Source organism: Candidatus Pseudomonas auctus (genome assembly GCF_048654275.1).
Taxonomy (GTDB): Bacteria; Pseudomonadota; Gammaproteobacteria; order Pseudomonadales; family Pseudomonadaceae; genus Aquipseudomonas; species Aquipseudomonas pharyngis.
Genome location: NZ_JBJYZK010000009.1, coordinates 196,353 through 221,178, shown reverse-complemented (window position 1 = coordinate 221,178; position 24,826 = coordinate 196,353). Strand labels below are relative to the sequence as shown.

At 59.7% G+C, this 24,826-nt stretch carries 24 protein-coding genes; 17 read left to right on the top strand and 7 right to left on the bottom strand.

All coding sequences use genetic code 11. The features are described 5' to 3' along the window. Positions 1-160: 160 nt before the first annotated feature. Together ACKUG4_RS18395 and pdxR are read right to left on the bottom strand one after the other, a co-directional pair. Positions 161-454 (bottom strand): putative quinol monooxygenase, encoded by a 294-nt coding sequence (locus ACKUG4_RS18395; protein ID WP_039773274.1) that lies wholly within the window; start codon positions 452-454, stop codon positions 161-163. 120 nt (positions 455-574) lie between these two features. Further along, complete coding sequence (gene pdxR, locus ACKUG4_RS18390) at positions 575-2,011, bottom strand: MocR-like pyridoxine biosynthesis transcription factor PdxR (protein WP_445434564.1); 1,437 nt, start codon at positions 2,009-2,011, stop codon at positions 575-577. 311 nt (positions 2,012-2,322) lie between these two features. On the opposite strand from pdxR, the gene ACKUG4_RS18385 reads away from it, so the two are divergent. Continuing rightward, positions 2,323-2,763, top strand: a complete 441-nt coding sequence (locus ACKUG4_RS18385; RefSeq protein WP_007959341.1) for a carboxymuconolactone decarboxylase family protein — start codon at positions 2,323-2,325, stop codon at positions 2,761-2,763. Here ACKUG4_RS18385 and ACKUG4_RS18380 read toward each other — a convergent pair whose 3' ends face one another. Continuing rightward, positions 2,764-3,108: a hypothetical protein gene (locus ACKUG4_RS18380; protein ID WP_445434563.1), complete on the bottom strand. Its 345-nt coding sequence runs from the start codon at positions 3,106-3,108 to the stop codon at positions 2,764-2,766. A 150-nt stretch (positions 3,109-3,258) separates the two neighbouring features. Here ACKUG4_RS18380 and ACKUG4_RS18375 point away from each other — a divergent pair, with 150 nt between their 5' ends. From ACKUG4_RS18375 to ACKUG4_RS18365, 3 genes are read left to right on the top strand one after another with little or no spacing between them, the layout of a single operon-like run. Continuing rightward, positions 3,259-3,978 (top strand): STN domain-containing protein, encoded by a 720-nt coding sequence (locus ACKUG4_RS18375; protein WP_445434562.1) that lies wholly within the window; start codon positions 3,259-3,261, stop codon positions 3,976-3,978. Then, positions 3,975-4,526 (top strand): RNA polymerase sigma factor, encoded by a 552-nt coding sequence (locus tag ACKUG4_RS18370; RefSeq protein ID WP_011334580.1) that lies wholly within the window; start codon positions 3,975-3,977, stop codon positions 4,524-4,526. The genes ACKUG4_RS18375 and ACKUG4_RS18370 overlap by 4 nt, the downstream gene beginning before the upstream one ends. Before the next feature lie 33 nt (positions 4,527-4,559). Then, on the top strand, positions 4,560-5,498 hold the full coding sequence (locus ACKUG4_RS18365; protein WP_445434561.1) for a FecR family protein: 939 nt from the start codon (positions 4,560-4,562) through the stop codon (positions 5,496-5,498). Positions 5,499-5,652: 154 nt separating this feature from the next. On the opposite strand, the gene ACKUG4_RS18360 is transcribed toward ACKUG4_RS18365, so the two are convergent. Both ACKUG4_RS18360 and gspH read right to left on the bottom strand, forming a co-directional pair. Next, positions 5,653-6,261: a type II secretion system protein GspJ gene (locus tag ACKUG4_RS18360; protein WP_134023274.1), complete on the bottom strand. Its 609-nt coding sequence runs from the start codon at positions 6,259-6,261 to the stop codon at positions 5,653-5,655. Continuing rightward, positions 6,258-6,710, bottom strand: coding sequence for a type II secretion system minor pseudopilin GspH (gene gspH / locus ACKUG4_RS18355; RefSeq protein WP_011334577.1), 453 nt, complete (start codon positions 6,708-6,710; stop codon positions 6,258-6,260). The genes ACKUG4_RS18360 and gspH overlap by 4 nt, the downstream gene beginning before the upstream one ends. 132 nt (positions 6,711-6,842) lie before the next feature. On the opposite strand from gspH, the gene ACKUG4_RS18350 reads away from it, so the two are divergent. The 6 genes from ACKUG4_RS18350 to ACKUG4_RS18325 all read left to right on the top strand — a co-directional run bounded on the left by ACKUG4_RS18350 (position 6,843) and on the right by ACKUG4_RS18325 (position 14,872). Then, on the top strand, positions 6,843-7,274 hold the full coding sequence (locus ACKUG4_RS18350; protein WP_445434560.1) for a type II secretion system protein N: 432 nt from the start codon (positions 6,843-6,845) through the stop codon (positions 7,272-7,274). Between the two features lie 356 nt (positions 7,275-7,630). Beyond that, complete coding sequence (locus ACKUG4_RS18345; RefSeq protein ID WP_445434559.1) at positions 7,631-12,010, top strand: NACHT domain-containing protein; 4,380 nt, start codon at positions 7,631-7,633, stop codon at positions 12,008-12,010. Positions 12,011-12,496: 486 nt separating this feature from the next. Continuing rightward, complete coding sequence (locus tag ACKUG4_RS18340) at positions 12,497-13,162, top strand: hypothetical protein (protein ID WP_445434558.1); 666 nt, start codon at positions 12,497-12,499, stop codon at positions 13,160-13,162. Between the two features lie 158 nt (positions 13,163-13,320). Beyond that, positions 13,321-13,551: a DUF7706 family protein gene (locus ACKUG4_RS18335; protein ID WP_445434557.1), complete on the top strand. Its 231-nt coding sequence runs from the start codon at positions 13,321-13,323 to the stop codon at positions 13,549-13,551. A 434-nt stretch (positions 13,552-13,985) separates the two neighbouring features. Continuing rightward, positions 13,986-14,372 (top strand): DUF6124 family protein, encoded by a 387-nt coding sequence (locus ACKUG4_RS18330; RefSeq protein WP_445434556.1) that lies wholly within the window; start codon positions 13,986-13,988, stop codon positions 14,370-14,372. A 212-nt stretch (positions 14,373-14,584) separates the two neighbouring features. Further along, positions 14,585-14,872, top strand: coding sequence for a hypothetical protein (locus ACKUG4_RS18325; RefSeq protein ID WP_445434555.1), 288 nt, complete (start codon positions 14,585-14,587; stop codon positions 14,870-14,872). 86 nt (positions 14,873-14,958) lie between these two features. Here ACKUG4_RS18325 and ACKUG4_RS18320 read toward each other — a convergent pair whose 3' ends face one another. Continuing rightward, a complete protein-coding gene (locus ACKUG4_RS18320) occupies positions 14,959-15,321 on the bottom strand; it encodes a DUF6124 family protein (protein ID WP_445434554.1) in 363 nt (120 codons plus the stop codon). 578 nt (positions 15,322-15,899) lie between these two features. Beyond that, positions 15,900-16,280, bottom strand: coding sequence for a type II secretion system minor pseudopilin GspI (gspI, locus tag ACKUG4_RS18315; protein ID WP_262193303.1), 381 nt, complete (start codon positions 16,278-16,280; stop codon positions 15,900-15,902). A 146-nt stretch (positions 16,281-16,426) separates the two neighbouring features. On the opposite strand from gspI, the gene gspG reads away from it, so the two are divergent. From gspG to gspF, 7 genes are read left to right on the top strand one after another with little or no spacing between them, the layout of a single operon-like run. Next, positions 16,427-16,885 (top strand): type II secretion system major pseudopilin GspG, encoded by a 459-nt coding sequence (gene gspG / locus ACKUG4_RS18310; protein WP_011334561.1) that lies wholly within the window; start codon positions 16,427-16,429, stop codon positions 16,883-16,885. Positions 16,886-16,893: 8 nt separating this feature from the next. Next, positions 16,894-17,847, top strand: a complete 954-nt coding sequence (gene gspK, locus ACKUG4_RS18305; RefSeq protein WP_445434553.1) for a type II secretion system minor pseudopilin GspK — start codon at positions 16,894-16,896, stop codon at positions 17,845-17,847. Further along, on the top strand, positions 17,844-18,989 hold the full coding sequence (gene gspL, locus ACKUG4_RS18300; RefSeq protein WP_445434552.1) for a type II secretion system protein GspL: 1,146 nt from the start codon (positions 17,844-17,846) through the stop codon (positions 18,987-18,989). The genes gspK and gspL overlap by 4 nt, the downstream gene beginning before the upstream one ends. Then, on the top strand, positions 18,982-19,527 hold the full coding sequence (locus ACKUG4_RS18295) for a type II secretion system protein M (protein WP_445434551.1): 546 nt from the start codon (positions 18,982-18,984) through the stop codon (positions 19,525-19,527). The genes gspL and ACKUG4_RS18295 overlap by 8 nt, the downstream gene beginning before the upstream one ends. Continuing rightward, the gene (gene gspD, locus ACKUG4_RS18290) at positions 19,524-21,875 is read left to right on the top strand and encodes a type II secretion system secretin GspD (protein ID WP_445434550.1); all 2,352 of its coding nucleotides are present in this window, start codon (positions 19,524-19,526) and stop codon (positions 21,873-21,875) included. Before ACKUG4_RS18295 ends, gspD begins: the two co-directional genes overlap by 4 nt. Then, entirely contained in the window at positions 21,872-23,278 is a 1,407-nt protein-coding gene (gspE, locus tag ACKUG4_RS18285; protein ID WP_085646839.1) for a type II secretion system ATPase GspE, read from the top strand. The genes gspD and gspE overlap by 4 nt, the downstream gene beginning before the upstream one ends. Beyond that, complete coding sequence (gene gspF / locus ACKUG4_RS18280) at positions 23,278-24,489, top strand: type II secretion system inner membrane protein GspF (protein WP_102621804.1); 1,212 nt, start codon at positions 23,278-23,280, stop codon at positions 24,487-24,489. Before gspE ends, gspF begins: the two co-directional genes overlap by 1 nt. Positions 24,490-24,826: the final 337 nt, after the last annotated feature.

Below are 24,826 nucleotides of genomic sequence, written 5' to 3'. Positions count from 1 at the left end.
GAAGTGGGGGAGTCGGTGATCACAGTAGTCCGCGTGCCGGGGTATTCAAACGGCCAATATTCGGGAAGTTCGGGTGACCAATCGCGGGAAAACAAGGCCGGCAAAACGAACGATGGCGACGGAGGGGGCTCCGTCGCCATCGATGTGGATCCTGTTGTTTTTATACGATCGGGAAGCTGTTGAAATCCACGCTATTGGCCAGACGACTGTCGATCAAGTCAATAAACCCCTGAGCCTCAGGCCGGTTGAAATGCGCCTGCATCGCCGCTTCCGACTGCCAGCGGGCGCTGACCGTCCAGCGGTGGCTGTCCTCGGGGCAGCGGTCGACCATGTAGGAATCGCAGCCCGGCGTCTGGCGCAGGGTTTCGACGATCTTCTGCAACTGCTTGCCCAGCTCCTCCGATCGGCCGGCGGCAGCCTGCACCTGTACGGTGTTGATCACTTCGTTGGACATTGCTCACACTCCTGAATCAGGCCGGACGAATCCTGCTCACTGAGGGATAACGCTTGTGCAGAATAGGCCTGCACCCCCGGATCACCAATAACCAATCGGCGGTTAATCGTTTAGGCCAATTTAACCAACGACCTGTTGCAGTATGTCGCGCAGGCGGTCCAGCGCGATGTCGATGTCCAGCGTCTCGATGGCGCCGAAACCGAAGTACATCCCGCTTCTGGCCGCCTGCTGGTAATAGAAGCCATCGATGGCGTACAGCCCGACTTCGACTTTTTTCGCCAGTTCGATCACCAGCGGCAAGTCGATCGGCACCTTGCAGAACACCGCCATGTGAAACCCCGCGCTGGGCGGCACGGCTTCCAGCCACGGCGAAAGGTCGCTGACCATGCGCGCCAGAATCCGCTCGCGGCGCTGGGCATAAATGGTATGGCAGCGGCGGATGTGCTTGAGCAGACAGCCTTCGGCGATGAACTTGGCAAGCGCCCATTGGGGCAGGGTAGATGCGTGCAGATCGGTGAGCTGCTTGGCGCGAATCACCGCCTCGAGAATCGCCGGCGGCAGGATCGCGTAGCCGAGCCGCAGCTCTGGCAGCAGGGTTTTCGAGAAGGTGCCGACGTAGGCGACGATGCCGCGCTGATCGAGCTTGTGCAGCGAATCGGTCGGGCGGCCCTCGTAGCGGAACTCGCTGTCATAGTCGTCCTCGATGATGATCGCGCCGAGCTCATGGGCCCGTTCCAGCAGGGCTTCGCGCCGCGCCTGGCTCATCGGCATGCCCAGCGGAAACTGGTGCGACGGCGTCACGTAGATCAGCCGCGTGCCCTCGGGAATTCGCTCGACCTGAATGCCCTCGGCATCCACCGGCACGCCGACCACCGTCGCCCCATGAGTGCCAAACAGCAGCCGCGCCGGCGGGTAACCGGGATCTTCCATCGCCACCAGACTGCCGGGGCGGATTAGCACGCGGGTGATGAGATCCAGCGCCTGTTGCGCGCCGTTGCAGACCACGATGTCCTCATCCTGACAGTTCACGCCACGGGAAAACGCGATGTGCCGGGCAATCGCATTGCGCAGCGCCGGCAGGCCTTCCGGCACGCTGTAGAAACCTTTGGCATTGGCCATCTGCCGCAGCGCATGAGCGACGCAGCGGCGCCAGTCATCCTGGGGAAACTGGCCCTTGCTGGTGGCGCCGCCGATGAAGTCGTAGCGCAGCGAGCCTTCAAGCGTTGGATGCCGCAGGAACACCGGCAGATTGCGCCAGCTCTCGATTACTTCGGAACTGGCCAGTTCGCAATGGCTTTGTTTGCGCTGCACCGGCGTCGAACGGGCGTTGACGTAAGTGCCTTTGCCGATCACGCCGGTGAGGAAATTCTCGTAGGTGAGTTGCGCGTAGGTGTCGGAAATGGTCTTGCGCGAGATCCCCAGTTGCTCGGCGAGCAAACGGCTGGGCGGTAACTGGGTGCCGGCGGCCAGACGCCCGGATTCAATGGCGCCGCGCAGTTGCTGGTACAACTGACCGGCCAGATCCTTGCGGCCATTGATCACGACATGCAGTTCCATACCGACGGGGCGCTCCGGGTGATTGAATGTGCCGGCCAGATTACTCCCGTTTGTTTACGGGGCAGTAGTTGCGTAGAGCAAAAATATCGAATTGGTCACTTACCCTTGTGGGAGCGGGCTTGCTCGCGAAGGCGTCGTGTCAGGCAACAAAAAATCGACTGGCACACCGCCTTCGCGAGCAAGCCCGCTCCCACAGGTATCGTGTTTGGCTCGGGGGAAATGGTCTGCCATTTTTTCGTGGAATTGGGGCTGTAACGTTGCCCAACCAGCGCCTACCGTGAAATCACTCTTCTGCTGCCCGAGGCCCGCCCATGTCCCCGCGTCTGGATTACTACAGCGCTTCACCCAAAGCCATGAAAGCGATGATTGCCCTGGAAGCGCTGACCAGCAGCCTGAGCATCGAACCGCCGTTGCTGCACCTGATCAAGATCCGCGCCTCGCAACTCAACGGCTGCGCGTTCTGCACCGACATGCATTCGGTGGAGGCGCGACGGGCCGGGGAGACGGATCGACGCTTGTACGCCATCGCGGTCTGGCGCGACAGCGGCTTCTTCAACCTGCGCGAGCGGGCGGCGCTGGCCTGGACCGAGGCGGTGACGCTGCTGGCGGATAGCCGGGTGCCTGACGATGTTTACCAGCAGGCGCGGGAACAGTTCAACGAGACGGAACTGGTGGACCTGACCATGGCCGTCAGTACCATCAACAGCTGGAACCGGTTGGCGGTGAGCTTCCGCCAGATCCCCAGCGACTGATCACTTGCCCAGCAGCGATGAAGTACCGGTATTCACCGGTGGCCGCTGCGGTTTCACCGACGTGCCAAACGTATTGCCCATCCGCGTACTCGTGGCCGCCGGCGTCGCCAGCCCCACCTGATTCGGCGGGCGCTTGTTGACCGGTACATTCATCGCTTCCTGATTCTTCTGCACAGCCGCCGCGCCGTCGGGGTTATTACCCATCTGCTGGCTCAGGCAGTCGTAATTCGGCGCCTTGTAGCCACCCACCGTCACCTCGACGCAGCCCAGCGGCTGCTCCGCGTGCGCACCGCCCAACACCGTCAGCAACAACCCGCCGAAGACGACTTTCCAGACTGATTTCATGCCTGCCTCCTGGCCGGCCCGAAGGGGCCGCTCTGGCTCAAGAGTCTAGTGCAACGGCGGCAACGATCCCGTGATGGTTTTTTTGCAGTGGCCGTCACACCAGATTCATAAACAGCCCTCAGGATGACGGTTTTCAGGGGTGCATCAGCCGTGCAGCGAGGCCGTGCCAGGGACGAATTTGCGCGCTCAGCGCTCGTGCGCCAGCTCTGTCTGGGGCTGCTGCTTGGCTTGTTTCTGAGCCGCGTCAGCGCCGACCCGATGCCGGCGACGATGCGCATGACGCTGCACATCCCGGCCCAGGAACTGGCCCGCGCCCTCGAACAGTTCAGCCGCGCCACCGGTATGGCGGTGCTGGTCGACAGCCAGTTGAGTCGCGGTCGCCGCTCGTTGGCAGTGGAAGGCGAATTCACCGCCGCCGAAGCGTTGCGGCGGATGCTCGGCGGCAGCGGCTTGATGGCCAAGTACAGCCGCGACGATGCGTTCACCTTGCAAGTGGCGCAAGTCGAGGACGTGCCGATGCCGGCGGAGAAACCGACCCCCGCCAGCGCAGCCGTCAACCGCAGTTACGCCACAGCGGTGCAGGCCGCGATTGAACGCAACCTGTGCCGTTCGCCGCTGACCCGGCCCGGCAGTTTTCGCGCAGTGTTGCAGTTGTGGATCGGCCGCGACGGCGTGGTGCAGCACAACCGGTTGGTCACCTCGACCGGCGATGTTCGGCGCGATGCAGCGCTGGTAGACAGTTTTCACACGCTCAAGATCGACCGGCCCACACCCGGCGCATTGCGCCAGCCAGTCACGTTGCTGTTGTTACCCGAATCGTCAGGAAAGCGCATGGAATGCACACAATGGGAAGGAGTTTCCGGGGGATGAAAGACGCCGGACAAAGTTCGATGGTCCAGCTGTTCCTGACGTCCTACGAGGACTTTCGGGTGCGGCTGCGACGCCGTCTCGGCTCGGAGGACCTGGCCAACGACGTGCTGCACGAAACCTACCTGCGGGTCGACCGCATGGAAGCGCCGCCGAACCTGCTGCGGCCCAACGCCTACCTCTATCGCATGGCCCTGAACATCGCCGCCGACCGCCGCCAGGCCGATGCGCGATTGCTCACCGGCAGCGAAGTCGAAGAACTGCTGCAAGTCAGCGACGAAGCGCTGGATCCGATGCGCGTGGTCGGCGGCCAAAAGGAAATCCAGTCCCTGCTCAGCGCCCTCTACGAACTGCCAGCCCGGCGGCGCCGGATCTTCATCGCCGCACGCCTGGAAGAAGCGCCGCACCTGGAAATCTCCCAGCGTTTCGGCATCTCCACGCGCATGGTCGAGAAGGAAATCAAGGCTGCCCTCGGACACTGCGCGGCCAAACTGGAAAGAAAAGTGTTTCAGCGGTTCGGTCGCGGGGCCGGAAAACCGTCTAGTGAATGAAGCTCCCGATCAACCCGTCGAGTACCTGCGCGTTTGAACATCTTCCGTCTGACACCTGCCGAGCCCACGCCTGCCGAGCGTCTGCAAAGCGAAGCCCGCGACTGGCTGATCCTGCTGACCTCCGGCCGCGCCACGGTCGCCGACGCCCGAGCGCTGCGCCAGTGGTGCGCCCAAAGCCCTGAACACGCCCGCGCCTTCGAAGAGTGCAAGGCGTTGTGGCACCTGCTGCAACCGGCGGCGGAAGCGACGCAGGCGCCACGCCGGTTTGGACGACGGGCCTTTCTCGGCGGCGCGGTTGCCGCGTCAGCGGCGTTCCTGCTGGTGCGCGGCACGATCCCGGGCGGCTTCTCCGGGCTCGGCGCGGATTACATCACCGAAGTTGGCCAGCAACGTCGCGTCGAACCGGCGGATGGTTTGAGCCTGGAATTGAACACCCAGACCCGCATCAACCAGCGTTCGGTGGATGAGGGCGTGCAGGGCTTTGAACTGGTCAGCGGCGAAGTCGAAGTGCAGACCGCGCGACTGCCGATGGCGATGCAGGCCGGTGGTGGTTGGTTGCGGGCGAGCAGGGCGCGGTTCAACCTGCGCAACCTCGATCAACAGGTTTGCGTGACGTGCCTTGATGGTGCGGTGGATGTGGAAGTTGAAGGCCGTAGCCTGAGACTGGAACCGGGCCAGCAACTGACCTATGACGCGCAACGGGTCGGCACCGTGCAAAGTGTCGATACGGCGGCGGTGATGAACTGGCGCCAACAGGTCCTGGTGTTCAACGGCGCGACCCTGAGCCAGATGATCGATGAGATCAACCGCTACCGCCCAGGCATTTTGCTGCTGCTCAATCGCGAACTCGGCCAGCGCCGCGTACAGGCACGTTTCTCCCTCGACCAACTGGCCGGCGTCGGCGCACTGATCCGCGATGCCTACGGCGTCAAATGCACCGAACTGCCGGGCGGCGTAGTCGTCCTCAGCTAACTACACAACACCCACAAACACCCTAAAACCCTGTGGGAGCTGGCTTGCCAGCGATAGCGGTATGTCAGGCAATGAGATGTTGGATGTGAAGGCCCCATCGCTGGCAAGTCGAATCGTCGCACCGCAGCTCCCACAGGGACCTCAGTGACTTCAATTACTGCAAGGGTCCCATCACCTGCCGATACTTCTCCACCCCCTGCGCCGTCTCCCGAGTCAACCGCACCTCCAGCCCCAACGGATCCTCCCGCCGATTCCCGCTCAACTGCCGCCACCCCTTATCCATCTCCCAAACCCGCACCTGCAAATCACTCACCTCACCCAACACCGCCACCCCAGCCGTAGGCGCCGGCAACGGATACCGACTACGTGCCGGCGCAACCGCGCGATACAACGTGTCCCCCTTGAGCCACCAGCGCACCCGCTGCAACGCCCCCGGCTGATCCGCCGCGCTACGAATGATGTCCAGCCGAAACCCCTTGCTGTCACTGCTGCGCACCGTAACGGCAGGCGGCGCCGTCGCCGGTTCATCCTCCGTGCCAACCTTCTTCGGCTCCGTCAGCTCAACCCCGGCGCGCATCTCCACATCCCGCTGCATCTGATTCAACGCCCGCAACAGGCTGTCGCTCTGCTCACCACTGGCCTGCAAATGGCTGTCGGCGCGCGTGACACTGTCCAGCCCCTTCCAGGCAATCAGACTGACCACCGCCATCAGCAGAATCGCGACCATCACCTCGATCAGCGTAAAACCTTGTTGTCTGTTCATTGCACGCTAATCCGGCCCGAGGCATCGCGCAGCACACTCAACCGATTGAGCCCGTCAGACAGCGTCAACTGCAGCGGCGGATTGATCCACTCCGCGTTCAGTACCACTTTCTGCTTGGGCTCCACCCGCACCTCCAGCTTCGGACTCTGCCACGGACGCGGCCGCAACTGCGGGTCCCGATCGAAATGATCAAAACCCTTGCCACTGTCACTGCGCCGACTGAACCGAAACCCCTTGCCATCGCTCAACCACGCAATCGGCCGGCCATCGGCGCGGGCCTCCGCCTGAGCAATCTGCAGCAACTGGGCCACGCGCTCGGCGTCCTTGCGCAGCAACTGCAACGGATCGGGCTTGATACTCAGACTGATCGCCGCACTGGCGATGCCGATGATCACCAACACCACCATCAACTCGATCAACGTAAAACCCTGCTGCCTGCACCGGTTCATCGAATACGCACTCCCTTGCGTCCAGCACGTCCCAAAAAACCATCCTGCACGGCCAACATGTAAGGCGTGTGAAATAAAACCGTGAGAATTGCCGCGTAGTCTGGTCACCGGGACTAAAAGGAGATTCAGCCCATGAGATTCACCGCACGCTTTTCACCCCCCCAAATCATCCAGGCCGCCGCACTGCTGACCGCCCTGATCGGCATCGCCACCTGGTCATCCCTGCTCCTGACCACCGCCGAATCCCACACCCCGGCGGCTACGCCGCAACTGCTTGCGGCGCGTAGCGATAACCCGGCATTGCAGTGGTTTTCCAATCGCACGGTGCCGGTGGAGATCAAGGTCAGCGGCGTGATGGCGGGGAGTCGCGGGGCGGTGGCGATACTCAGCCTCAACGACGGACCGCCGAGGAGTTTTTTGCAGGGGGAGCGGGTGAGCCCTGGGGTGAAGTTGGTGGCGGTGGAGGGGGATGGGGTGGTGATTGAGCAGGGTGGGGAGAGGGTGCGGTTGGAGGTGGAGAGGTTGGGGGAGGGGGTGGAGATGCCTAGGTTGGTGAGGCCGTGATTTCTGCAGGATTGAAGTCAATCATTTTGCTCATTCAGTTTTTTGGGGGGACCGTTCTGAGGTTGCCGGTACAGGTCCAATGCGAGGGATACATTCGAACCCCTTATAACTGGACGATCGTTCCCATCGAAAGAATTTGAAAGCGCACTGTTTTAGTCCAAGCTTGACTGCTGGCGGATAGAGGCTCGTCAGTTAATTAGCCGATTTCAGCTCATCGGAAACGACTCAAATTGACAATTTTCGCCTGTCACTCTATTCAGTTGACACTGAGAGTAAACTGATTTCGTAAGTCTCAAGACAATTGGCGATATCAAATTGGTAGAGCTGTAAGTTTTCATTTCAGAATTTCAATTCCTATGCGCGACGACTTCCGAGCCAAAACTATTCGTAATCTTGCTGCTCGTGCGGGCTATCACTGCTCAAACCCATCCTGTATGCGCTCGACTTCCGGTCCAGCTTTAGCGGAAGAAGGGGCAGTAAACATCGGCGTCGGTGCGCACATCGCAGCAGCGGCACCTGGAGGAATGCGTTACGACCCCAACATGAGCTCTGCCGAACGCAGCAGTTCCATGAATGGTATCTGGATGTGCCAGAGTTGTTCAAAACTCATCGATTCCGATGATTCGCGCTTTACGGTGGCACTGCTGCACGAATGGAAGAGTAAGGCGATACAACGAGCGCTCGATGCAATTGCCGGCGGCGAATCACTAGGTTCTGTTAGGCCTGCTGACCTGCTCGATGATGCGGACCAGGATTTTCTTCGTGGGCTCAATCTTCCAACCGTTGAAGCGTTGGATGTGGTCGGAGGAAAACTTCGTGCGGCGACACTGGTAGACATACAAGGTTTTCGTGCAGTACCCGGTCAACCCGCGCGAACTATTGCGCTAACACTAAGACTTGAAGGTAGTTCAAGACCTCAAGTGACGATTGAAAGCTTTGCACGTGTTGTATCGCTTGCTGAGCCTGTTGGCTTTGTCGCGGTAGGTGGCACAGGGAAATCGACCACGCTTTTACAGCTAGCAGAATGCATGGGCAATCAGGACGGTTTGGTTCCATTGCTTGTACCCCTCGGTGAATGGTCAGACCGACAGGACGATTTTTTCGATTTTGTCCTACGTCGTAACGCTTTTTATGGAATTAGGCGAGAGCACTTGATGCAGCTGGCCTACCACGGGAATCTTGCTCTGCTGTTGGATGGATGGAACGAACTGCCAGCCGATGCTCGGCTACGAGCCACCCGCGACCTGGCGGCGTTACAGCGCGATTACCCGCAACTCGGCATTGTCGTCAGCTCAAGACGTCAGGCTCTACCGGACGTTCGGCCGATTATCGTGATAGATCCCCTTTCCGATGAGCAACAGCTAGAGATCGCGCAAGCGGTGAGGGGGGATGAGGGCGTTGGTTTTGTGGATAGGGCATGGCGAACGCGTGGAGTGCGCGAGTTAGTGAGCAACCCACTTTATCTAAATGCTTTGCTGACGTTGCCCTCAGGTGCGGAATTCCCAGTGACGAAGGAAGCGGTGTTGCGCATGTTCGTGCAGCAGAATGAGAGCGCACCTGAGAAAGTCGAACGTTTGCAGCGAGATGGTGTTGGTGAGCATAACGCCTTTTTGATTGGGCTCGCGGTCGAAGCAACCCGTGGCGCGAACACTATAGTCGCCAACACCAGCGCTAATCGCATCATTTCAGATGTCACGAAGTGTCTTATCGCTGCGGGGCAAATTGGCTCAGCACCGCAACCCCGTGCAATTGTTGATGGATTAGTTGCCGCGCACTTGCTGGTTCGCTCGACTGGTATCGACGGAGCAGTGAGTTTCCAACATCAGTTGTTCCAAGACTGGTATGCGTCTTTGGAAGTCGAACGTGTGATGCTTGAATCATCAGCAGGGAATGCAGATGCGCTCAAAATACTGCGCGAACAAATGCTCAATTGGCCGAGCTGGGAGGATTCGGTCCTCTTCGCATGCGATAGAGTTTCACGTGACGGCGAAGAAGGCGTGCGTTCGGTCTCAGTCGCGATTAATGAGGCACTGGAAATTGACCCGATTCTGGCTGCCGTTATGCTCGAGAGAGCCGATGATTTGGTATGGCGGGAAGTGCGCAATCGCGTTCTTACTTTTATCGAGCGCTGGCACAGCCCGGGCGAGCTTGATAGAGCTGTGCGATTCATGATCACCTCTGGCAAGCCCGATTTCGCGCATGCAATTTGGCCGTTTGTGTCAAACACAGAACGTCAAATTCAGTTCGGACTATTCAGATTAGTTGATCGTTTTCACCCCAGCGTCCTCGGTGTCGATTGTGCGCTCCATTTGGGTGAGCTGCCTGCGGCCCAGCGACTAATAGCTTTCCCTGAGATCGCGAGCAATAGTGGATTCGATGGTTTGGAGCTAGCCGTTGAACTGGCTGCTTCCGATCCTGATCCGGACGTAGTTGCTGCTGTCGTAACGGCACTGGCGTTCCGCCGAGCTGACCGCCATGTAAACCTAATTCTGGAGACCGCTTCGGACGCGGTTTGGGAAGTAATAGCGCACGCGGGGTTCCCTGATCATCTCACTGACTTGCAGCTTGATGCGCGCCTTATAGCTCAGCGTGGAACGGTACGGAATGCTGACACTACGCCAGGGCAATTGCTTGACTGGATCTTGCAAGAGAACCCAGAGGATGCGGAGTTCCAAATTACGCAGCTAATAGGGACGGTCGAGTTCGAACCCAATGGCAGTCGGATCGAGCATGCGGTGATGACTTCGTTCTCGGTGTATCCGCTCGCTGTCGCTTCTGGGCTCGTTGCCAGAATCGCTGCGGATTTACCACTTCCTTATCACATAGAAGACTATCTCAATCAGGCGCCACTGATCGATTCAGGACCGGTTGCTGAGGTTGCTATCGATCCGCTCACCTCTGAGCGTCGTTTAAATGCTGCCTCGGCCGTCATTGGCCCGGTCACCATCGCTGTGCTCTTCGACCAGTTGTTTGTAATAGATAGCCAAGTAGAGGTGCTTGGGCGATACGATGAGGAATTGTCGAAAGCCCACCATCGATTGGTAGGTGCGCTATCCGGCACACGGCAAAACGTCTTCGCACAGGTACTTGTATCCAAATCAGAGGAGGCCAACTATCGTCGCATCGGCTTGTTAGCTGACGTCCTAGCCCGTCATGGCCGGGCGGGTGGTGATACGAAGCTTCCGTTTGACAAAGAAACTCGCTCGAATTTGTCTCGAGCCGTTGGCACTTGGATGGAAACACTACTGGCTGCACCTCAGCTACCTCGTAATGTTGCTTCTGATGTGGCTCGAGCCGCTGAAAGAGTTGCAGATGCGGAGTTGGCGGAGCTTCTGCGGACTCTCATTGAACGTGACTTGGTCGAATATGAGATTGCACGCTCTGGCTGGCTTCAAACAGGGGGGCGTGGAGGGGTGATCCCAATGGGGCATTCGTTAATGTACTCGCGGGCCTTGGCAGCTATGCATGATGCACCTGCCGTCGCAGTCCTTATTCGTGGGTTGAGTGATTTACGCTGGGGCAAGGAGGCAGCAGGGGCATTGTTGGAGATCTGGCAATCCGATAATTTTCCTTCAAAAAAACCGACTTTCAATCGCTGGACGGACTACTCGCATCATCTGATTCGAAGAGCGGAGCGCGTCACGCAAAGCCCTTTGACATCGGATTTCGCCGAGGCGATCTTTGTCGTGGCGGCGGATTTCGGAGTCGCTTCAAAGTCTGATGCTGAGCAGAAGCATGCTCTCGCTCTTGGAGGTGTGGGTCTTGCTTTGCCACACGGATCCAAACGACAAGAGATAGATTTGCTTCTGTCGCTTCCTCAGCCGACAGCATGCAAGCATCGTTTATTGGCAAATGCTGCTCGTGCCGGCGAAGTAATACCTTCTGCGATATTGATGGAAGGCTTACGGGAGTTACTGTCTGAAGCTCAGGAGCAGAGATGGCGACTTGAAAATAATCGTGGAGAGTTGATGGGGTGGATTGATCTATTCCCTTTTTCTGACAGTCCAGAACGGGTGCACGAGGCCATTTTATTACTGTCTGATCAGCACCGTAGCCCAAATGCTTTACAGCGCCTGTTGGAGACTATTCCCCAAAGTCCTGCCGATACTGCGTTTGTGATGCTAGAGCGTCTAGCCGCTGAGAACCCCGCGTTTTTTGGTGATTCTCAATGGACAAGTGCGATGTTGAGGTTGAACACATTGGAAGCAGTCGTAGCTGTACTTGAGCACCTTAGCGAAGGTCGAATTCCAGCGAACGATGGTTTCCACCTGTCGTCTGAGCTAACCAGACTTGCCATTTTGCTTCCTGATTTCCATACGATTCTGATCACACGTTACCTTTCACTTCCCCCCGGAAACATTCGTAGTGTTCTTGAAATGGCAATGAATGATTTACCTGGTGAGGAGAACTTCATGGCCCTCTTTGAGGGTAATATCCAAACGTCTAATCCTTTCCAACATCTGGGGAGGGCATTGCGAAACTTAGCTATTTCCCGGCGACCGTCGGAGCAATGGAGTGGTGCTTTTGAAGAGTTCGGATTGCCACTGATAGGAATACGAGCGCGGCTGTTTACAATGTTTCTTGCCAATGATGCGCAATCAGAGCTGGCCAAACAGTGTTTGCTCGCCATCGAAGAATATCGAGATGAAAAGGGGCGAGTTAATAATGAGCCGCGGCATCCGGATATTTCGACGGGTCGAGCATGGCCGCCGGAAGCAGGAACTGGATTTTTGTGAAAAGAAAAATGGGGACTGATTTATTTCCTGAAAATAAGTAAGTCCCCATTTTTACTCTATCCGCAACCCCACTGCACCCGCACCCGAGTCCTTCAATCTGCGCCTGCGCCTGCACGAATGAGATATTAGCTTCCCATCGACGCGTCGGCAGCTCTCCGCACCAGATGCGGTGTCATCCGGTTACAAATTATGCGATATACAAAGGAAGGTCACTGCCGAGGTCCTGCCGATGAACTTCGGCACGGTAGGACGTGGTGTGGATGATTAGAATGGACTGGTCGATATCGCGCAGGCCTTCGATAAGCTCTCTGGATGTACAGTGGGCGGGCTGCCAGTGAGCGGCGGTGATGCTGGCATAAAGGGTGGGCGTCGTCATAAGCCCATAGCGCGAGAACCAGGGGGCGAGGCTTCTCATCGAGTTTAGAGACAAATCAGAAAATCATTCTATGCTCAACCGAACGACTCGAGGCCATGCAGGGAGCATTTATGGAGCAGCAAATTATCTGGATCATCGCTGTATTAGGTTTTGGTACTTTAGTTGGGGTCTTTTGGAAGATGAAAGGAGGATTCGGACCTCTCAATCTTCGAGTTGTCGGCATTGTCTTGATTGCGATTTTTACCTCATTGCTGGCCTTAGCCAAGTCCAGCGACCTCAGCGCCGCGCTAGGCATATTGGGGGCAATCGCGGGATATTTGTTCGGTGCCAAAGCTGAGCCTGCTAAGGTTGCGCCCCCCCAATCGGGCGATGCTACGATAAATAATAGTGGTTCAATTGGAGACAATACCAAGATTGCACTTGGTGACATAAATGAAACCGTTAACAACATCAAAAGCCAGATCAAGGACCTCAGAAGCTTTTTAGGTGACGAAAAACAGAAACTCAATCACCTTCTCTCCCCAGTACAGGACCTCCGCGAAGCTCAATATGAATACCTAATTAACACAATTTTTGAGCGAAATGCGGATGTAGTCTATGAAGCTATGGCTACAGTTATCAGGGCCTGGACTGATGATGGCTGGTCACTACTTTCAATGACTGAAAACTACGATAGATCCGATGCATTGATCTTGATGTTCCGTCGTCCCACTGACGATTCTGATAGCGTTGGTACGGTCACCTTGTACAACGGATCAAGAATGGCAAGGAGGTAGGGCCCGTTAGGGCGCCTTAGTGCTGTGATTATTCGAAATTCCATCCGCATCCATGAGTTAGCCAGTTGCGTTGATATGGACCAAAAGGGCGGCTGATTTATTTCGAGAAAATAGATCAGTCTACTTTTTTAGTCTCTTTGTTATTCAGAGGAAGTCCTATGAGCGATAGCCCAAATCTGATTATGACTGCCGACAATCCACAAACTAGGGAGAGGGTATATGCCGAATTTGAGCGAGCCGAAGCCTACGCTTTGGCGCGATTGGTCAGGAGTTTGAACCTGGAAGATTGTCGTTCCAAAGCCGTAAGCGACGATGATGCACACCTGATGACGGAAGGACTGGCAACGCTGCGGAGCTTCTTTGTTGCTGCTGGTGTAGCGCCGTGGTGAGTCATCCGCTGAGTGGGGTTGGATCAACAGGAAAAAGGAACGGAGTGTAGTGGGGCGGTGCCGCTGTAAGATTTCGATAAACGCCGGCGTTTAAAAAGACATCTCCAGACACTCTCTCAGGCTACATATCCTTGCGCCGTTGCCTACAGCTACGCCAGAATCCGCCGGCTTGTGCGCTTTGTACCTGGTCTTTATCGTCTACGTGTCGCTGGTAATCCAGCGACCGGGTTTAGCGACCTGACCAGGTATAAGTTCAACGACACTCCAGTTTGTCGCAGACATTTGCGATGACGATATGGTGGCTGTGCGTGGGAGACCCTCGGGTCTGCCGGGTCTTATACCTCTCGGTTCGCTAACCCGCGTACAGCTGCCACCCTTACTTGTTTAGCGACAGGTGTTGGTGGTTCCACCAGGTATAAAAATGGAGCTTCACCATGATCAAACCAACACCCAACCCGCCCGAAACCGACTCGGTTTCCCCCTACGAATCCATAGATTCCAGAAAACTCCACGAAGCCGCCGACCGCGCGCTCGACCATTACCTCTGTCCGCCCGGCTCCACGCCGCCCCCACGTAGAACCCGCGGGATGTATGCCGTGACTGCGGACAATAAAAACGAAGAACTGCTAATTGATGCCAGTGAAACACTCGCTTCGGCCCAAACCATTGCCCAGAACGTCGCCAGTCTGTTGCCGGCTTCGCAGCGTCGGACGTTGTTGGGGATTGCGCAGTTGATCATGCTCGGGGAGTTGGCGGTGAATCGGGCGTTGGATAATTTGCAATTGCCGGTGAAGCAGACCTCGGGGTCACCTGCTGATTAAGCTGGTGTCAATTCTGGCGCCTTCGCGAGCAAGTCGAATCGTCGCACCGTCGCTCCCACAGGGATTTATGTTGATCACAGATATTGTGTAGGACGCTGAAATCTGCGGGAGCTAAGCTGGCAGCAAAAAATGGGGGCTGATTTATTTTCTGGCATTCAATCAGTCTCCTTTCATGCTAGAACCCTTCAGCCTCTACCACCGGCACCAACGGAATGAAAAAGCTTCTAATCGCAGCGATCCTCGTCGTAACGACGGTGTTTTACGTCGGCTACTACGAAGCCCTTGAGGACGGAGACATCGAGACCATTGTCTTCATCAAGAAGCACCCGACGTTTCAGATGAAGTTCTACAACATCCACGCGAACGATGGAGAGATCAGGAAGGTAGAGCGCCTGACGGCAGAGGAGCGGGGGTGGATTATTGATTACTGCAGGTATCGCTTGGGAATCGATACCGACCTGAAGACTCACGATGACGTCGAGATGTGCCGCAAAAAATAGAAATGCTCATTTGGCCGAGGTCGTCAGTTACGCCTGACAACCTCGGCCATTTTCTTTCCGGCCATTGAGCGACAGCAATCAGCCGATCACGTCTTCACCTCAACATGATCCAACGCCTGATTCACCGCCAACCCCGCAACCATAACCACCTGCGCAATCCCCAGCGCAGTCTTGCGATGCGCAGGCTCCAGGATCGCGGCGAAGTTGCTGAGCATTTCGGCGGCGGAGCCGAGGGATTCGCTGGCGTTGGCCAGGAGGGATTCGCTGTTGTAGGCGGGGTTGGCCAGGAACATGGGGTCGTGTTTGGTGTGACTGCCCATGATGCGTTGTTGTGGGGTGAGGTAGTGATCGAGGGCGCGTTCGGCGGCTTCGTTGAGGGTTCGGGAGTCGGGGAATTGGTAGGGGGAAACCGGGTCGGTTTCTGGTGGGTTGGGTGTTGGTTTGATCATTGATGTAACTCCAGTACTGATTAAATTGGAGTCAACCACTCTCGCTACCAAACGAGGGGGTGGCGACCATACGCAGGTTGGTAGACCGGAGCACTGGAACCGGCGCTTCCGAAGAAGCCCTGAGCATGGCCACCATAAATCCAGTCGCATGAATGCAACTGCATGAGGTGACGCAATGCGTCAGCGCTGCGGGCTACCAAACCCGATCACTGCTTTTCAGTGACCATGGAACGATAAGACCCGCGTACTAGACACACAAGCCGGCGGATTCTGGCGTAGTCGTAGGTAATGACGCAAGGTTGTGTAGCCTTGGGGAAGTAACGGTTGGTGTCTTTTAAACGGGTTTTTTGGGGGTGGGTAAACGGATGGGTCAAGAGCGGCCCTCACCCCAGCCCTCTCCCGGAGGGAGAGGGGGCCGACGGAGGTGTCTTGCGCTCTACATCGACCTGAGAGACCGAGTTGATTATGGATTCAACGCGGTATGTGCAGGTTGGTTTAGATCTTTAGGTGGGTGGCGGAAATGTCCCACGACTGATTCATTTACCATCGTTGGGGCCAACATTTAGGGCGGGCTCGGATTAAGGATTTTCCGGGCGGCTAAGCAACGTCTCCAGCCGCGCCAACGGCGGCGCTTCCTGGCTGCGATCAAAAACTTGCACACCAACCTTCAACAACCGCCCATTCTCCGCCCCCCCAATCACCTGCTCACACCGCAACAACAACCTCCCTTGATCACACTCCATCGCCTTAACCCCCATCGGCAATCTCCCTTCCAACCGAAGTTCAGCCATCCGACTCTGCGCCGCAATCATCGCAATCGAACGATCCCGCAAAACCCCGCTGCTCTGCGTCATCAACCCCGCCACGCGCACGGCGGCGGACATGGCCACGGCGATGATGGCCAGCGCGACGAGCACTTCAATCAGGGTGAATCCGGCTTGCGGGGAGGGGGTGCGCATCGGGGTCTCGGGCGGTCGGGCAGCCCTTGACGCTAACGCCCGTGCTTGACGGCTTGACGACGAAAACACCCGAGGATTTTCAACATCCCTGACATATCTTCTTGCAACACTGCGCGTCGAATCGAATCAAGCCAGGGAATGACGAGATGGATATCGCGCAATTCAAACAGCCCAGTCGACCGAGCCGGATGCCCCGTGGGCAGCAGGGTTTCACGCTGATCGAGATCATGGTGGTGGTGGTGATTCTCGGGATTCTGGCGGCGATGGTGGTGCCCAAGGTGCTGGACCGGCCGGATCAGGCGCGGGCCACGGCGGCGAAGCAGGACATTGGCGGGTTGATGCAGGCGCTGAAGCTGTATCGCCTCGATCACGGCACTTACCCGAGCCAGAGCCAGGGCCTGAAAGTGCTGGTGGAGCGGCCGGCCGATGCGAAGAACAGCAACTGGCGCTCGTACCTGGAGCGCCTGCCGAATGACCCGTGGGGTCGTCCTTATCAGTACCTCAATCCCGGTGCCAACGGCGAGATCGACATCTTTTCCCTCGGCGCCGACGGCCAGCCTGACGGCGATGGCGTGAATGCCGACATCGGTTCCTGGCAGTTGTAAGGCCGGTCATGAACAGCCAATCGAACCAGCAGGGGATGGCGATCATCAGTGCGCTGCTGATTGCGGCGGTGGTTGCGGTGATCGCTGCCGGCATGCTGACGCGCCAGAGCGTTTCGACCCGTGCGCTGGAAGCCGAACAATTGCGCGTGCAGGGCCGTTGGCTGTTGCACGGCGGGTTGGAGATCAGCCGGCAATTGTTGTGGGACGCGCGGCAGCGCGATCCGCTGACCCGACTCGATCAGCCATGGGCGCAGCGGTTGAACACCCAGGGTTTCGAGGGGCGGCTGGAGGACGAGCAGGGCAAGTTCAACCTGCGCAATCTGGTGGCCAACGAGCGGATCGATGACGCGCAGGTGCAGGCGTTCGAGCGTTTGTGCGAGTTGATCGGTGTCAGCAGTGGCTTGAGCCGGCGCATCAGTCAGCGGGTGATCGGCTCTTATCCGCACCTGTTGAATGCCCAAGTGGTGGACAAGCCTGTGGCGAAAAATACGTTCGACAGTGGGCGCGCTACGTCGCCGTCCGCTTCGCGCAAACCGCAACCGCCGACCTTGCCAATGCTGCGCACGCTTGACGATTTACGCAGTGTCGACGGGGTCAACGATGCGCTGTTGGCGAAACTGGCGCCGTACCTGACGGTGATTCCGGCGACCACCTGGCTCAATGGCAACACGGCCACCGCGCCGGTGTTGGCGGCTTATGTGCCGGGGCTGTCGCTGGAGCGGGCGCAGGCGTTGATCAATGAGCGCGACGCCGGGCGCTGGTTTATCAATCGCGGGGATTTCGTCAATCGCCTGCGCTTGCCGCAACTGGAGATCACCAGCGTAAAGGTCGGTATCACCAGCGACTGGTTCCGGCTGCGCGGGCAGGCGCGGCGGGATCAGCGGCGGGTCAGCCTCGATGCGTTGTTGCATCGCAGCCAGGATCGGTTGCCGCAAGTGATCTGGTCGCGGGTGGGCGTATGAGCCCGTTGCGCGTGAGTCTGCCGCCGCTGGCGGAGCTGAGTCTCGACAGTGAAGTGGATTGTGCGTGGCTGGATCGTCAGGGGCAGGTCACACGCCAGGAACGTGTGCGGCTCGGTGCGCTGCCGAAGCAACCGCTGGTGTGTTTTCTGCACCCGTCGGACAGCCTGTTGGCGAGTATCGATTTGCCGCCGCTGCCCGCGAACAAAACCGCTGCGGCTGTGCAATGTGCGGCGCAGGCCTTGATGCTCGGTGACAGCGCCGAGATGCACATCGCCCACAGCGCTCGCAATGAAAGCGGCCAGGTGCAGATTGCCTGGGTATCACGCAAGGATTTGCAGCACCTCGGGCAATTCGGTTTGAACCTCAAAGGCCTGTACCCGGCGGCCTACAGTTTGCCGGTGATGGCCGGCGGCGTCGGCTGCCTGCACGACGATCATCTGTTGCTGCGCCACGGCCCGAATGCGGCGCAGGTGCAGCCAATGATCGATGAAGCGTGGCTGCTGGAAACCGGTCTGCCGGCGCACTGGATCGGTGACGGCGCGCCTGAGGCGGTGCAATCGACATTGGCTGAAACGCAACGTTGCTCCGGCGCGTTGCCGAACTGGGGCCTGCACGGCGGCCTCCAGCAACCGGGCACCGAACATCGCGGCTGGGGCAGGGCGCTCGGTTGTTGTGCGCTGGCACTGGCGGTGTGGGTGATCGGTTTGAACCTGTACGCCTCGCGCGAGGCCGGGCAGGGCCAGCAGCTCAAGGCGCAGATGGCGCAGCGGGTGAAGCAGGCGTTCCCCGAGTTGCCGGTAATCCTCAATCCGCTGCAACAGGCTCGTCAGCAAATCGCGGCTCGCCAGCAAGGCGCGGTGGATGCGCCGGGGCAGGATTTCACGCGGCTGGTTTCGCAGGCCGGCAGTGGCATGCCGTCCATGGCGGGCACGGTGCAGCGGCTGGAGTTTGTCGACGGTGCGTTGCAATTGAGCCTGCTGCCCGAGGCCCGGCGTTCGGGCAACGACAAGGACTGGCAAGGCACGCTGGCCCAGGCCGGCATCAGCATCAGCCCGAATGACGACGGCTGGGTCCTGCGCCCGGCCGGCGAGGCGACCGCCGCCACCGACAGCGACGACAGCAGCGGAGCCGAAGATGAATAGCCCATCGCTTGCGAAGTACCGCGCCGGTTGGCAGCGCTTCAATGCTCAGTTGCGGGCCCGTTGGCAGCCGTTGGCCTTGCGGGAAAAACGCATGGTCGGCGGCATGGCGGCGCTGTTGCTCGGGCTGTTTGTGTGGGTGGCGCTGGTTCAGCCGCCGCTGAAGAAGATCGCTGCGTCGCAAGTCGAAACCCCGAAATTGCGCGCCCAGGCCGAAGCGCTGGAAGTGCTGTTGCGCGACGTCAGCGTGCGCCCGGACGGGCAGAACCTGGAGCAGTCGCTGCAACAGACCTTGCAGGCCAGCGGACTGGGCGGCCATTACCAATTGGCTGCCGCGTCCGCCGGCTGGCAGTTGACCTTCGACGCGGCACCGGCCGACGCCGTGCTCGACTGGTTGCTGAGCCAACCGCGGAATTTTTCACTGCAAGTGGTCGAGGCCCGTCTGCAACGCGCAGACGCCGCCGCGACCGATGACACCGCCGGCACTCTGTCGGGCACCGTACGCATGGATCAGGCGCTGGGCGCTAAGGAAGCTTCATGAAGGGGTCAGGATCCAAACGCATGGCGTTGCCGATGCTGTTGATGGCATTGAGCGCGTGCAGCAACACCACACCACCGAATCAACCGCCGCTGCTGGTGGACAGCGAACTCGGCCGGCCGCTGGCCAACACCCAGCGCAGTGGCGACGCGGTGCTCGACCGCGAGCGCGCGCAAGCTCAGGTCAGACCCGCGCCAAAGCAATTGCACAACATCACCGAGCGCGCCCGCAGCGGCGGCTCGGCGCGGGGCACGACATTGCCGGCCAATCCGTTGGGCGATCAGCCGGTAACGCTGAATTTTGTCGACGCCGATATTCAAGCGGTGGTGCGGGCGTTGTCGCGTTCCACAGGTCAGCAGTTTCTGGTCGACCCTCGGGTCAAGGGCAACCTGACGCTGGTTTCTGAAGGCCAGGTGCCGGCGCATCAGGCTTACGATATGTTGCTGGCGGCGCTGCGCATGCAGGGTTTCAGCGTGGTGGATGTCGGCGGCGTGGCGCAGGTGGTGCCAGAGGCCGACGCCAAGTTGCTCGGCGGGCCGATCTACAGCGCCGACAAACCGGCTGGCAACGGCATGCTCACTCGCACGTTCCGCCTGCAATACGAGAACGCGGTGAACCTGATCCCGGTGCTGCGCCCGATTGTGTCGCCGAACAATCCGATCAACGCCTATCCGGGCAACAACACCATCGTCGTCACCGATTACGCCGAGAACCTCACGCGGGTCGCGCAACTGATCCAGGGCATCGACACCCCGAGCGCCATCGACACCGACGTGGTGCAGATCCAGAACGGCATCGCCGCCGACATCGCGCCCATGGTCGCCGACCTGCTCGACGCGCCGGGCAACGATCCGACCCAGAAAATCGCGGTGATCGGCGACCCGCGCTCCAACACCATCATCATCCGCGCCGGCAGCCCCGAGCGCACGGAGCTGGCGCGCAACCTGATCTACAAACTCGACAACGCCCAGAGCAATCCGAGCAATCTGCACGTGGTGTATCTGCGCAACGCCCAGGCCGGCAAACTGGCCCAGGCACTGCGCGGTTTGTTGACTGGCGAGAGCGACAGCGGCACCAGCGACAATGCGCGCTCGGTGCTCAGCAACATGGGCAGTTCCACCAACTCGGGCGGCGGGCAAAACGGCCAGAGCGGTACGCAAACCAACGGCAGCACGTCGACCACCAACAGCGGCAGCACCGGCGGCAGTTACGCTCAGGGCAGCGGCGCCACCAGCGGCAGCGGCAATGCGCAAAGCAGCGAACAGAACGTCGCCTTCAGCGCCGGCGGCGTGACCATTCAGGCCGACGCCACCACCAACACCTTGCTGATTTCCGCGCCGGAACCGCTGTACCGCAACCTGCGCGAAGTCATCGACCTGCTCGACCAGCGCCGCGCGCAAGTGGTGATCGAAAGCCTGATCGTTGAAGTCGGCGAGGACGACGCCAGCGAATTCGGTGTGCAATGGCAGACCGGCAACCTCGGCGGCAAAGGTGTGATCGGTGGCGCCAACCTCGGCGGTTCGGGGATCAACGTCAACGGCAAGACCAGCCTCGATGTGCTGCCCCAAGGCCTGAACCTCGGCTACGTCAACGGCACCGTCGATATTCCCGGCATCGGCAAGATCCTCGACCTGAAAGTGCTGGCCCGGGCGCTGAAGAGCAAGGGCGGCACCAACGTGCTGTCGACGCCGAACCTGCTGACCCTGGACAACGAGGCGGCGAGCATTTTCGTCGGCCAGACCATCCCGTTTGTCAGCGGCAGCTACGTCACCGGCGGCGGGGGCACCAGCAACAACCCGTTCCAGACCGTGACCCGTGAAGAAGTCGGTTTGAAGCTCAATGTGCGGCCGCAGATTTCCGAGGGCGGCACGGTCAAGCTCGACATCTATCAGGAAGTCAGCAGCATCGACGAACGTGCTTCGGCCGCGGCCAACTCGGCGGGGATCGTCACCAGCAAACGCGCACTCGACACCAGCATCCTGCTCGATGACGGACAGATCATGGTGCTCGGCGGTCTGCTGCAGGACGGCTACAGCCAGAGCAATGACGCGGTGCCGTGGCTCTCGAATATCCCGGGGCTGGGCGCGCTGTTTCGCAACGAACGCCGTTCGATCACCAAGACCAACCTGATGGTGTTCCTGCGCCCGTACATCATCCGCGACAGCGCGGCGGGGCGCAGCATCACGCTGAACCGCTACGACTTCATGCGCCGCGCGCAGGGCGGTCTGCAACCGGAGCGCAGCTGGGCGATGCCGGACATGCAGGCGCCGCAGTTGCCGGCCACCGCTCAAGGCGTGCCGGCGCCGGTGTCCGGCCCGCGCGCGACCATCAAAGCGGTGCCGCTGCAATGAGCGCATTGCCTTACGCCTGGGCCAAGGCGCAGCGGATTCTGCTGCGCGACGGCGTGCTGACGGTATGCCCGTCGACGCCGGGCTGGTCGATCAGCGAAGTACGGCGGCAGTTCGGCGCGGCGAGACTTGAGCGGGTGCGCGATGACGAGCTCGACGGCCTGCTGGCCACGGCCTACGCCGACACCGGCAGCGCGGCGGCGGTGGTCGGTGCGGCGGAAAACGAAGTCGACCTCGACCGCCTGATGCAGGACATGCCGGAAATCACCGACCTGCTCGACACCCAGGACGGCGCGCCGGTGATCCGCATGATCAACGCCTTGCTCACCCAAGCGGCGCGGGATGAGGCCAGCGACATTCACATCGAACCGTTCGAAACCCATTCGGTGGTGCGCTACCGGGTCGACGGCACCCTGCGCGACGTGGTCTCGCCACGCAAGGCATTGCACGGCGCGCTGGTGTCGCGGATCAAGATCATGGCCCAGCTCGATATCGCCGAAAAACGCCTGCCGCAGGACGGCCGCATTGCATTGCGCGTAGCGGGGCGGCCAATCGACATTCGTGTTTCCACCGTGCCCACCGGCCATGGCGAGCGAGTGGTGATGCGTCTGCTGGACAAACAGGCCGGGCGCCTGCATCTGGAAACCTTGGGCATGGACGCGCAAGTGCTGGCCAAACTCGATCACCTGATCCGCCAGCCCCACGGCATCGTGCTGGTCACCGGCCCGACCGGTAGCGGCAAGACGACGAGTTTGTATGCGGCGCTGGCGCGACTGGATGCGAGCACCAGCAACATCCTTACCGTGGAAGACCCGGTGGAATACGACTTGCCGGGCATCAGCCAGATTCAGGTCAACGCGAAGATCGACATGACCTTCGCCCTCGCGCTACGCGCCATTTTGAGGCAGGACCCGGACATCATCATGATCGGCGAGATCCGCGACCTCGAAACCGCGCAGATTGCGGTGCAGGCTTCGTTGACCGGTCACCTGGTGCTGGCGACGTTGCACACTAACGACGCGGTGTCGGCGGTCAACCGCTTGGTCGACATGGGCGTCGAGCCGTTTCTGCTGGCCTCGTCGATGCTCGGCGTTCTGGCCCAGCGCTTGGTGCGGCGCCTGTGCAATCAGTGCAAACAGGAAGACCCGGCCACGCCCGGCACCTGGCGCCCGGTGGGCTGTGCGGCGTGCAATCACACCGGTTACAGCGGCCGGACCGGCATTCACGAGTTGTTCTGCATCGATGACGACATCCGCACCCTGATTCACCAAGGGGCAGGGGAGCAGGCGTTGCGCGCAGCGGCGAGCAAGGCCGGGATGTTCAGCCTGCGCGAGGACGGCGAGCGCTGGATCCGCAGCGGTGCCACGGCGCCTGAAGAAATCCTTCGTGTGACACGGGACGCCTGATGAATCGCTATCGTTTTGAGGCCGCCGATGCCAGCGGCAAGATCGAGTCCGGGCATCTGGAGGCGGAGAGTCAGGGCGCGGCGTTTGGCGTGCTGCGTGGTCGTGGTTTGACGGCATTGTCGGTGGAGAAGGAAAGCAACGTATCCCAGCACGGTGGCGGTGGCTTGTTCAGCGCCAAACTCTCGGACAACGATCTGGCCTGGGCCACACGGCAACTGTCGAGCCTGCTCGGCGCCAGTCTGCCGCTTGAGGCCGCGTTGAGCGCCACAGTCGAACAGGCCGAGAAAAAGCACATCGCCCACACCCTCAGCGCCGTGCGCGCCGATGTGCGCAGCGGCATGCGCCTGGCCGAAGCGCTGGCGGCGCGGCCACGGGATTTTCCGGAGATTTACCGGGCGCTGATTGCAGCAGGTGAGGAGTCCGGGGATCTGGCGCAGGTGATGGAGCGGCTGGCGGATTACATCGAGGAACGCAACAACTTGCGCGGCAAGATTCTCACTGCGTTCATCTATCCGGGCGTGGTCGGGCTGGTGTCGATCGGCATTGTGATTTTCCTGCTGAGTTACGTGGTGCCGCAGGTGGTCAGCGCGTTTTCCCAGGCGCGCCAGGATCTCCCAGGGCTGACTTTGGCGATGCTCAATGCCAGTGATTTCATTCGTGCGTGGGGCTGGTTGTGCGCGGGCGTCATGGCCGGTGCGTTCTGGAGCTGGCGTCTGTATTTGCGCAATCCGGCGGCGCGCTTGAGTTGGCACCATCGGGTGCTGAAGCTGCCGCTGATCGGGCGCTTCGTGTTGGGGCTGAACACCGCCCGGTTCGCCTCGACGCTGGCGATTCTCGGCGGCGCGGGGGTGCCGTTGTTGCGCGCGTTGGAGGCGGCGCGGCAGACCTTGTCGAATGATCGTCTGAGCCTGAGCGTCAATGAGGCCACCGCCAAGGTGCGCGAGGGCGTCAACCTGGCGGCCGCGCTGAAAGTGGAGAACGTGTTCCCGCCGGTGCTGATTCACCTGATTGCCAGCGGCGAGAAAACCGGCGCGCTGCCACCGATGCTTGAACGCGCTGCGCAAACCCTGTCTCGCGATATCGAGCGCCGGGCGATGGGCATGACCGCGTTGCTTGAGCCGCTGATGATTGTGGTGATGGGCGGGGTGGTTTTGGTGATCGTGATGGCGGTGCTGTTGCCGATCATCGAGATCAATCAGTTGGTGCAGTAGGGGTGTGTCTGTTGGTTTGATGTTGTTTGGGATGGCCTCATCGCGAGCAGGCTCGCTCCCACAGGAGTATGAGGTGGACTCCAATTCTGTATTCACCACCGACCATTGTGGGAGCGAGCCTGCTCGCGATGGGGCCAGGCAGAGCAACAAATAATCCAAACTTTTTCCCTGGACTTCAGCATCACCCGACCCTCATTCCCCCCATCCTCGGGTTCTCCTTTCTGTCATCTGCAACGGCCCTTCAAGGGCTGTGGCCGACTCCCTCGAAAAGCTTGTCTTAGACCCTCCGGCTCACCACCAGAACACCCGAGAAAATCCCTCAAAAATCACCTCGCAC

Excerpts from the sequence above, each read along its gene's own strand:
- gspK (WP_445434553.1), top strand. The coding sequence starts at position 16,894 with ATGAACAGCCAATCGAACCAGCAGGGGATGGCGATCATCAGTGCGCTG.
- ACKUG4_RS18360 (WP_134023274.1), bottom strand. The coding sequence starts at position 6,261 with ATGAACAGACAACAAGGTTTTACGCTGATCGAGGTGATGGTCGCGATT.
- ACKUG4_RS18335 (WP_445434557.1), top strand. The coding sequence starts at position 13,321 with ATGAGCGATAGCCCAAATCTGATTATGACTGCCGACAATCCACAAACT.
- ACKUG4_RS18370 (WP_011334580.1), top strand. The coding sequence starts at position 3,975 with ATGAAAGACGCCGGACAAAGTTCGATGGTCCAGCTGTTCCTGACGTCC.
- gspL (WP_445434552.1), top strand. The coding sequence starts at position 17,844 with ATGAGCCCGTTGCGCGTGAGTCTGCCGCCGCTGGCGGAGCTGAGTCTC.
- ACKUG4_RS18345 (WP_445434559.1), top strand. The coding sequence starts at position 7,631 with ATGCGCGACGACTTCCGAGCCAAAACTATTCGTAATCTTGCTGCTCGT.
- gspG (WP_011334561.1), top strand. The coding sequence starts at position 16,427 with ATGGATATCGCGCAATTCAAACAGCCCAGTCGACCGAGCCGGATGCCC.
- ACKUG4_RS18295 (WP_445434551.1), top strand. The coding sequence starts at position 18,982 with ATGAATAGCCCATCGCTTGCGAAGTACCGCGCCGGTTGGCAGCGCTTC.
- gspH (WP_011334577.1), bottom strand. The coding sequence starts at position 6,710 with ATGAACCGGTGCAGGCAGCAGGGTTTTACGTTGATCGAGTTGATGGTG.
- pdxR (WP_445434564.1), bottom strand. The coding sequence starts at position 2,011 with ATGGAACTGCATGTCGTGATCAATGGCCGCAAGGATCTGGCCGGTCAG.
- ACKUG4_RS18325 (WP_445434555.1), top strand. The coding sequence starts at position 14,585 with ATGAAAAAGCTTCTAATCGCAGCGATCCTCGTCGTAACGACGGTGTTT.
- gspF (WP_102621804.1), top strand. The coding sequence starts at position 23,278 with ATGAATCGCTATCGTTTTGAGGCCGCCGATGCCAGCGGCAAGATCGAG.
- ACKUG4_RS18395 (WP_039773274.1), bottom strand. The coding sequence starts at position 454 with ATGTCCAACGAAGTGATCAACACCGTACAGGTGCAGGCTGCCGCCGGC.
- gspI (WP_262193303.1), bottom strand. The coding sequence starts at position 16,280 with ATGCGCACCCCCTCCCCGCAAGCCGGATTCACCCTGATTGAAGTGCTC.
- ACKUG4_RS18320 (WP_445434554.1), bottom strand. The coding sequence starts at position 15,321 with ATGATCAAACCAACACCCAACCCACCAGAAACCGACCCGGTTTCCCCC.
- gspE (WP_085646839.1), top strand. The coding sequence starts at position 21,872 with ATGAGCGCATTGCCTTACGCCTGGGCCAAGGCGCAGCGGATTCTGCTG.
- ACKUG4_RS18350 (WP_445434560.1), top strand. The coding sequence starts at position 6,843 with ATGAGATTCACCGCACGCTTTTCACCCCCCCAAATCATCCAGGCCGCC.
- ACKUG4_RS18385 (WP_007959341.1), top strand. The coding sequence starts at position 2,323 with ATGTCCCCGCGTCTGGATTACTACAGCGCTTCACCCAAAGCCATGAAA.
- ACKUG4_RS18380 (WP_445434563.1), bottom strand. The coding sequence starts at position 3,108 with ATGAAATCAGTCTGGAAAGTCGTCTTCGGCGGGTTGTTGCTGACGGTG.
- ACKUG4_RS18330 (WP_445434556.1), top strand. The coding sequence starts at position 13,986 with ATGATCAAACCAACACCCAACCCGCCCGAAACCGACTCGGTTTCCCCC.
- gspD (WP_445434550.1), top strand. The coding sequence starts at position 19,524 with ATGAAGGGGTCAGGATCCAAACGCATGGCGTTGCCGATGCTGTTGATG.
- ACKUG4_RS18340 (WP_445434558.1), top strand. The coding sequence starts at position 12,497 with ATGGAGCAGCAAATTATCTGGATCATCGCTGTATTAGGTTTTGGTACT.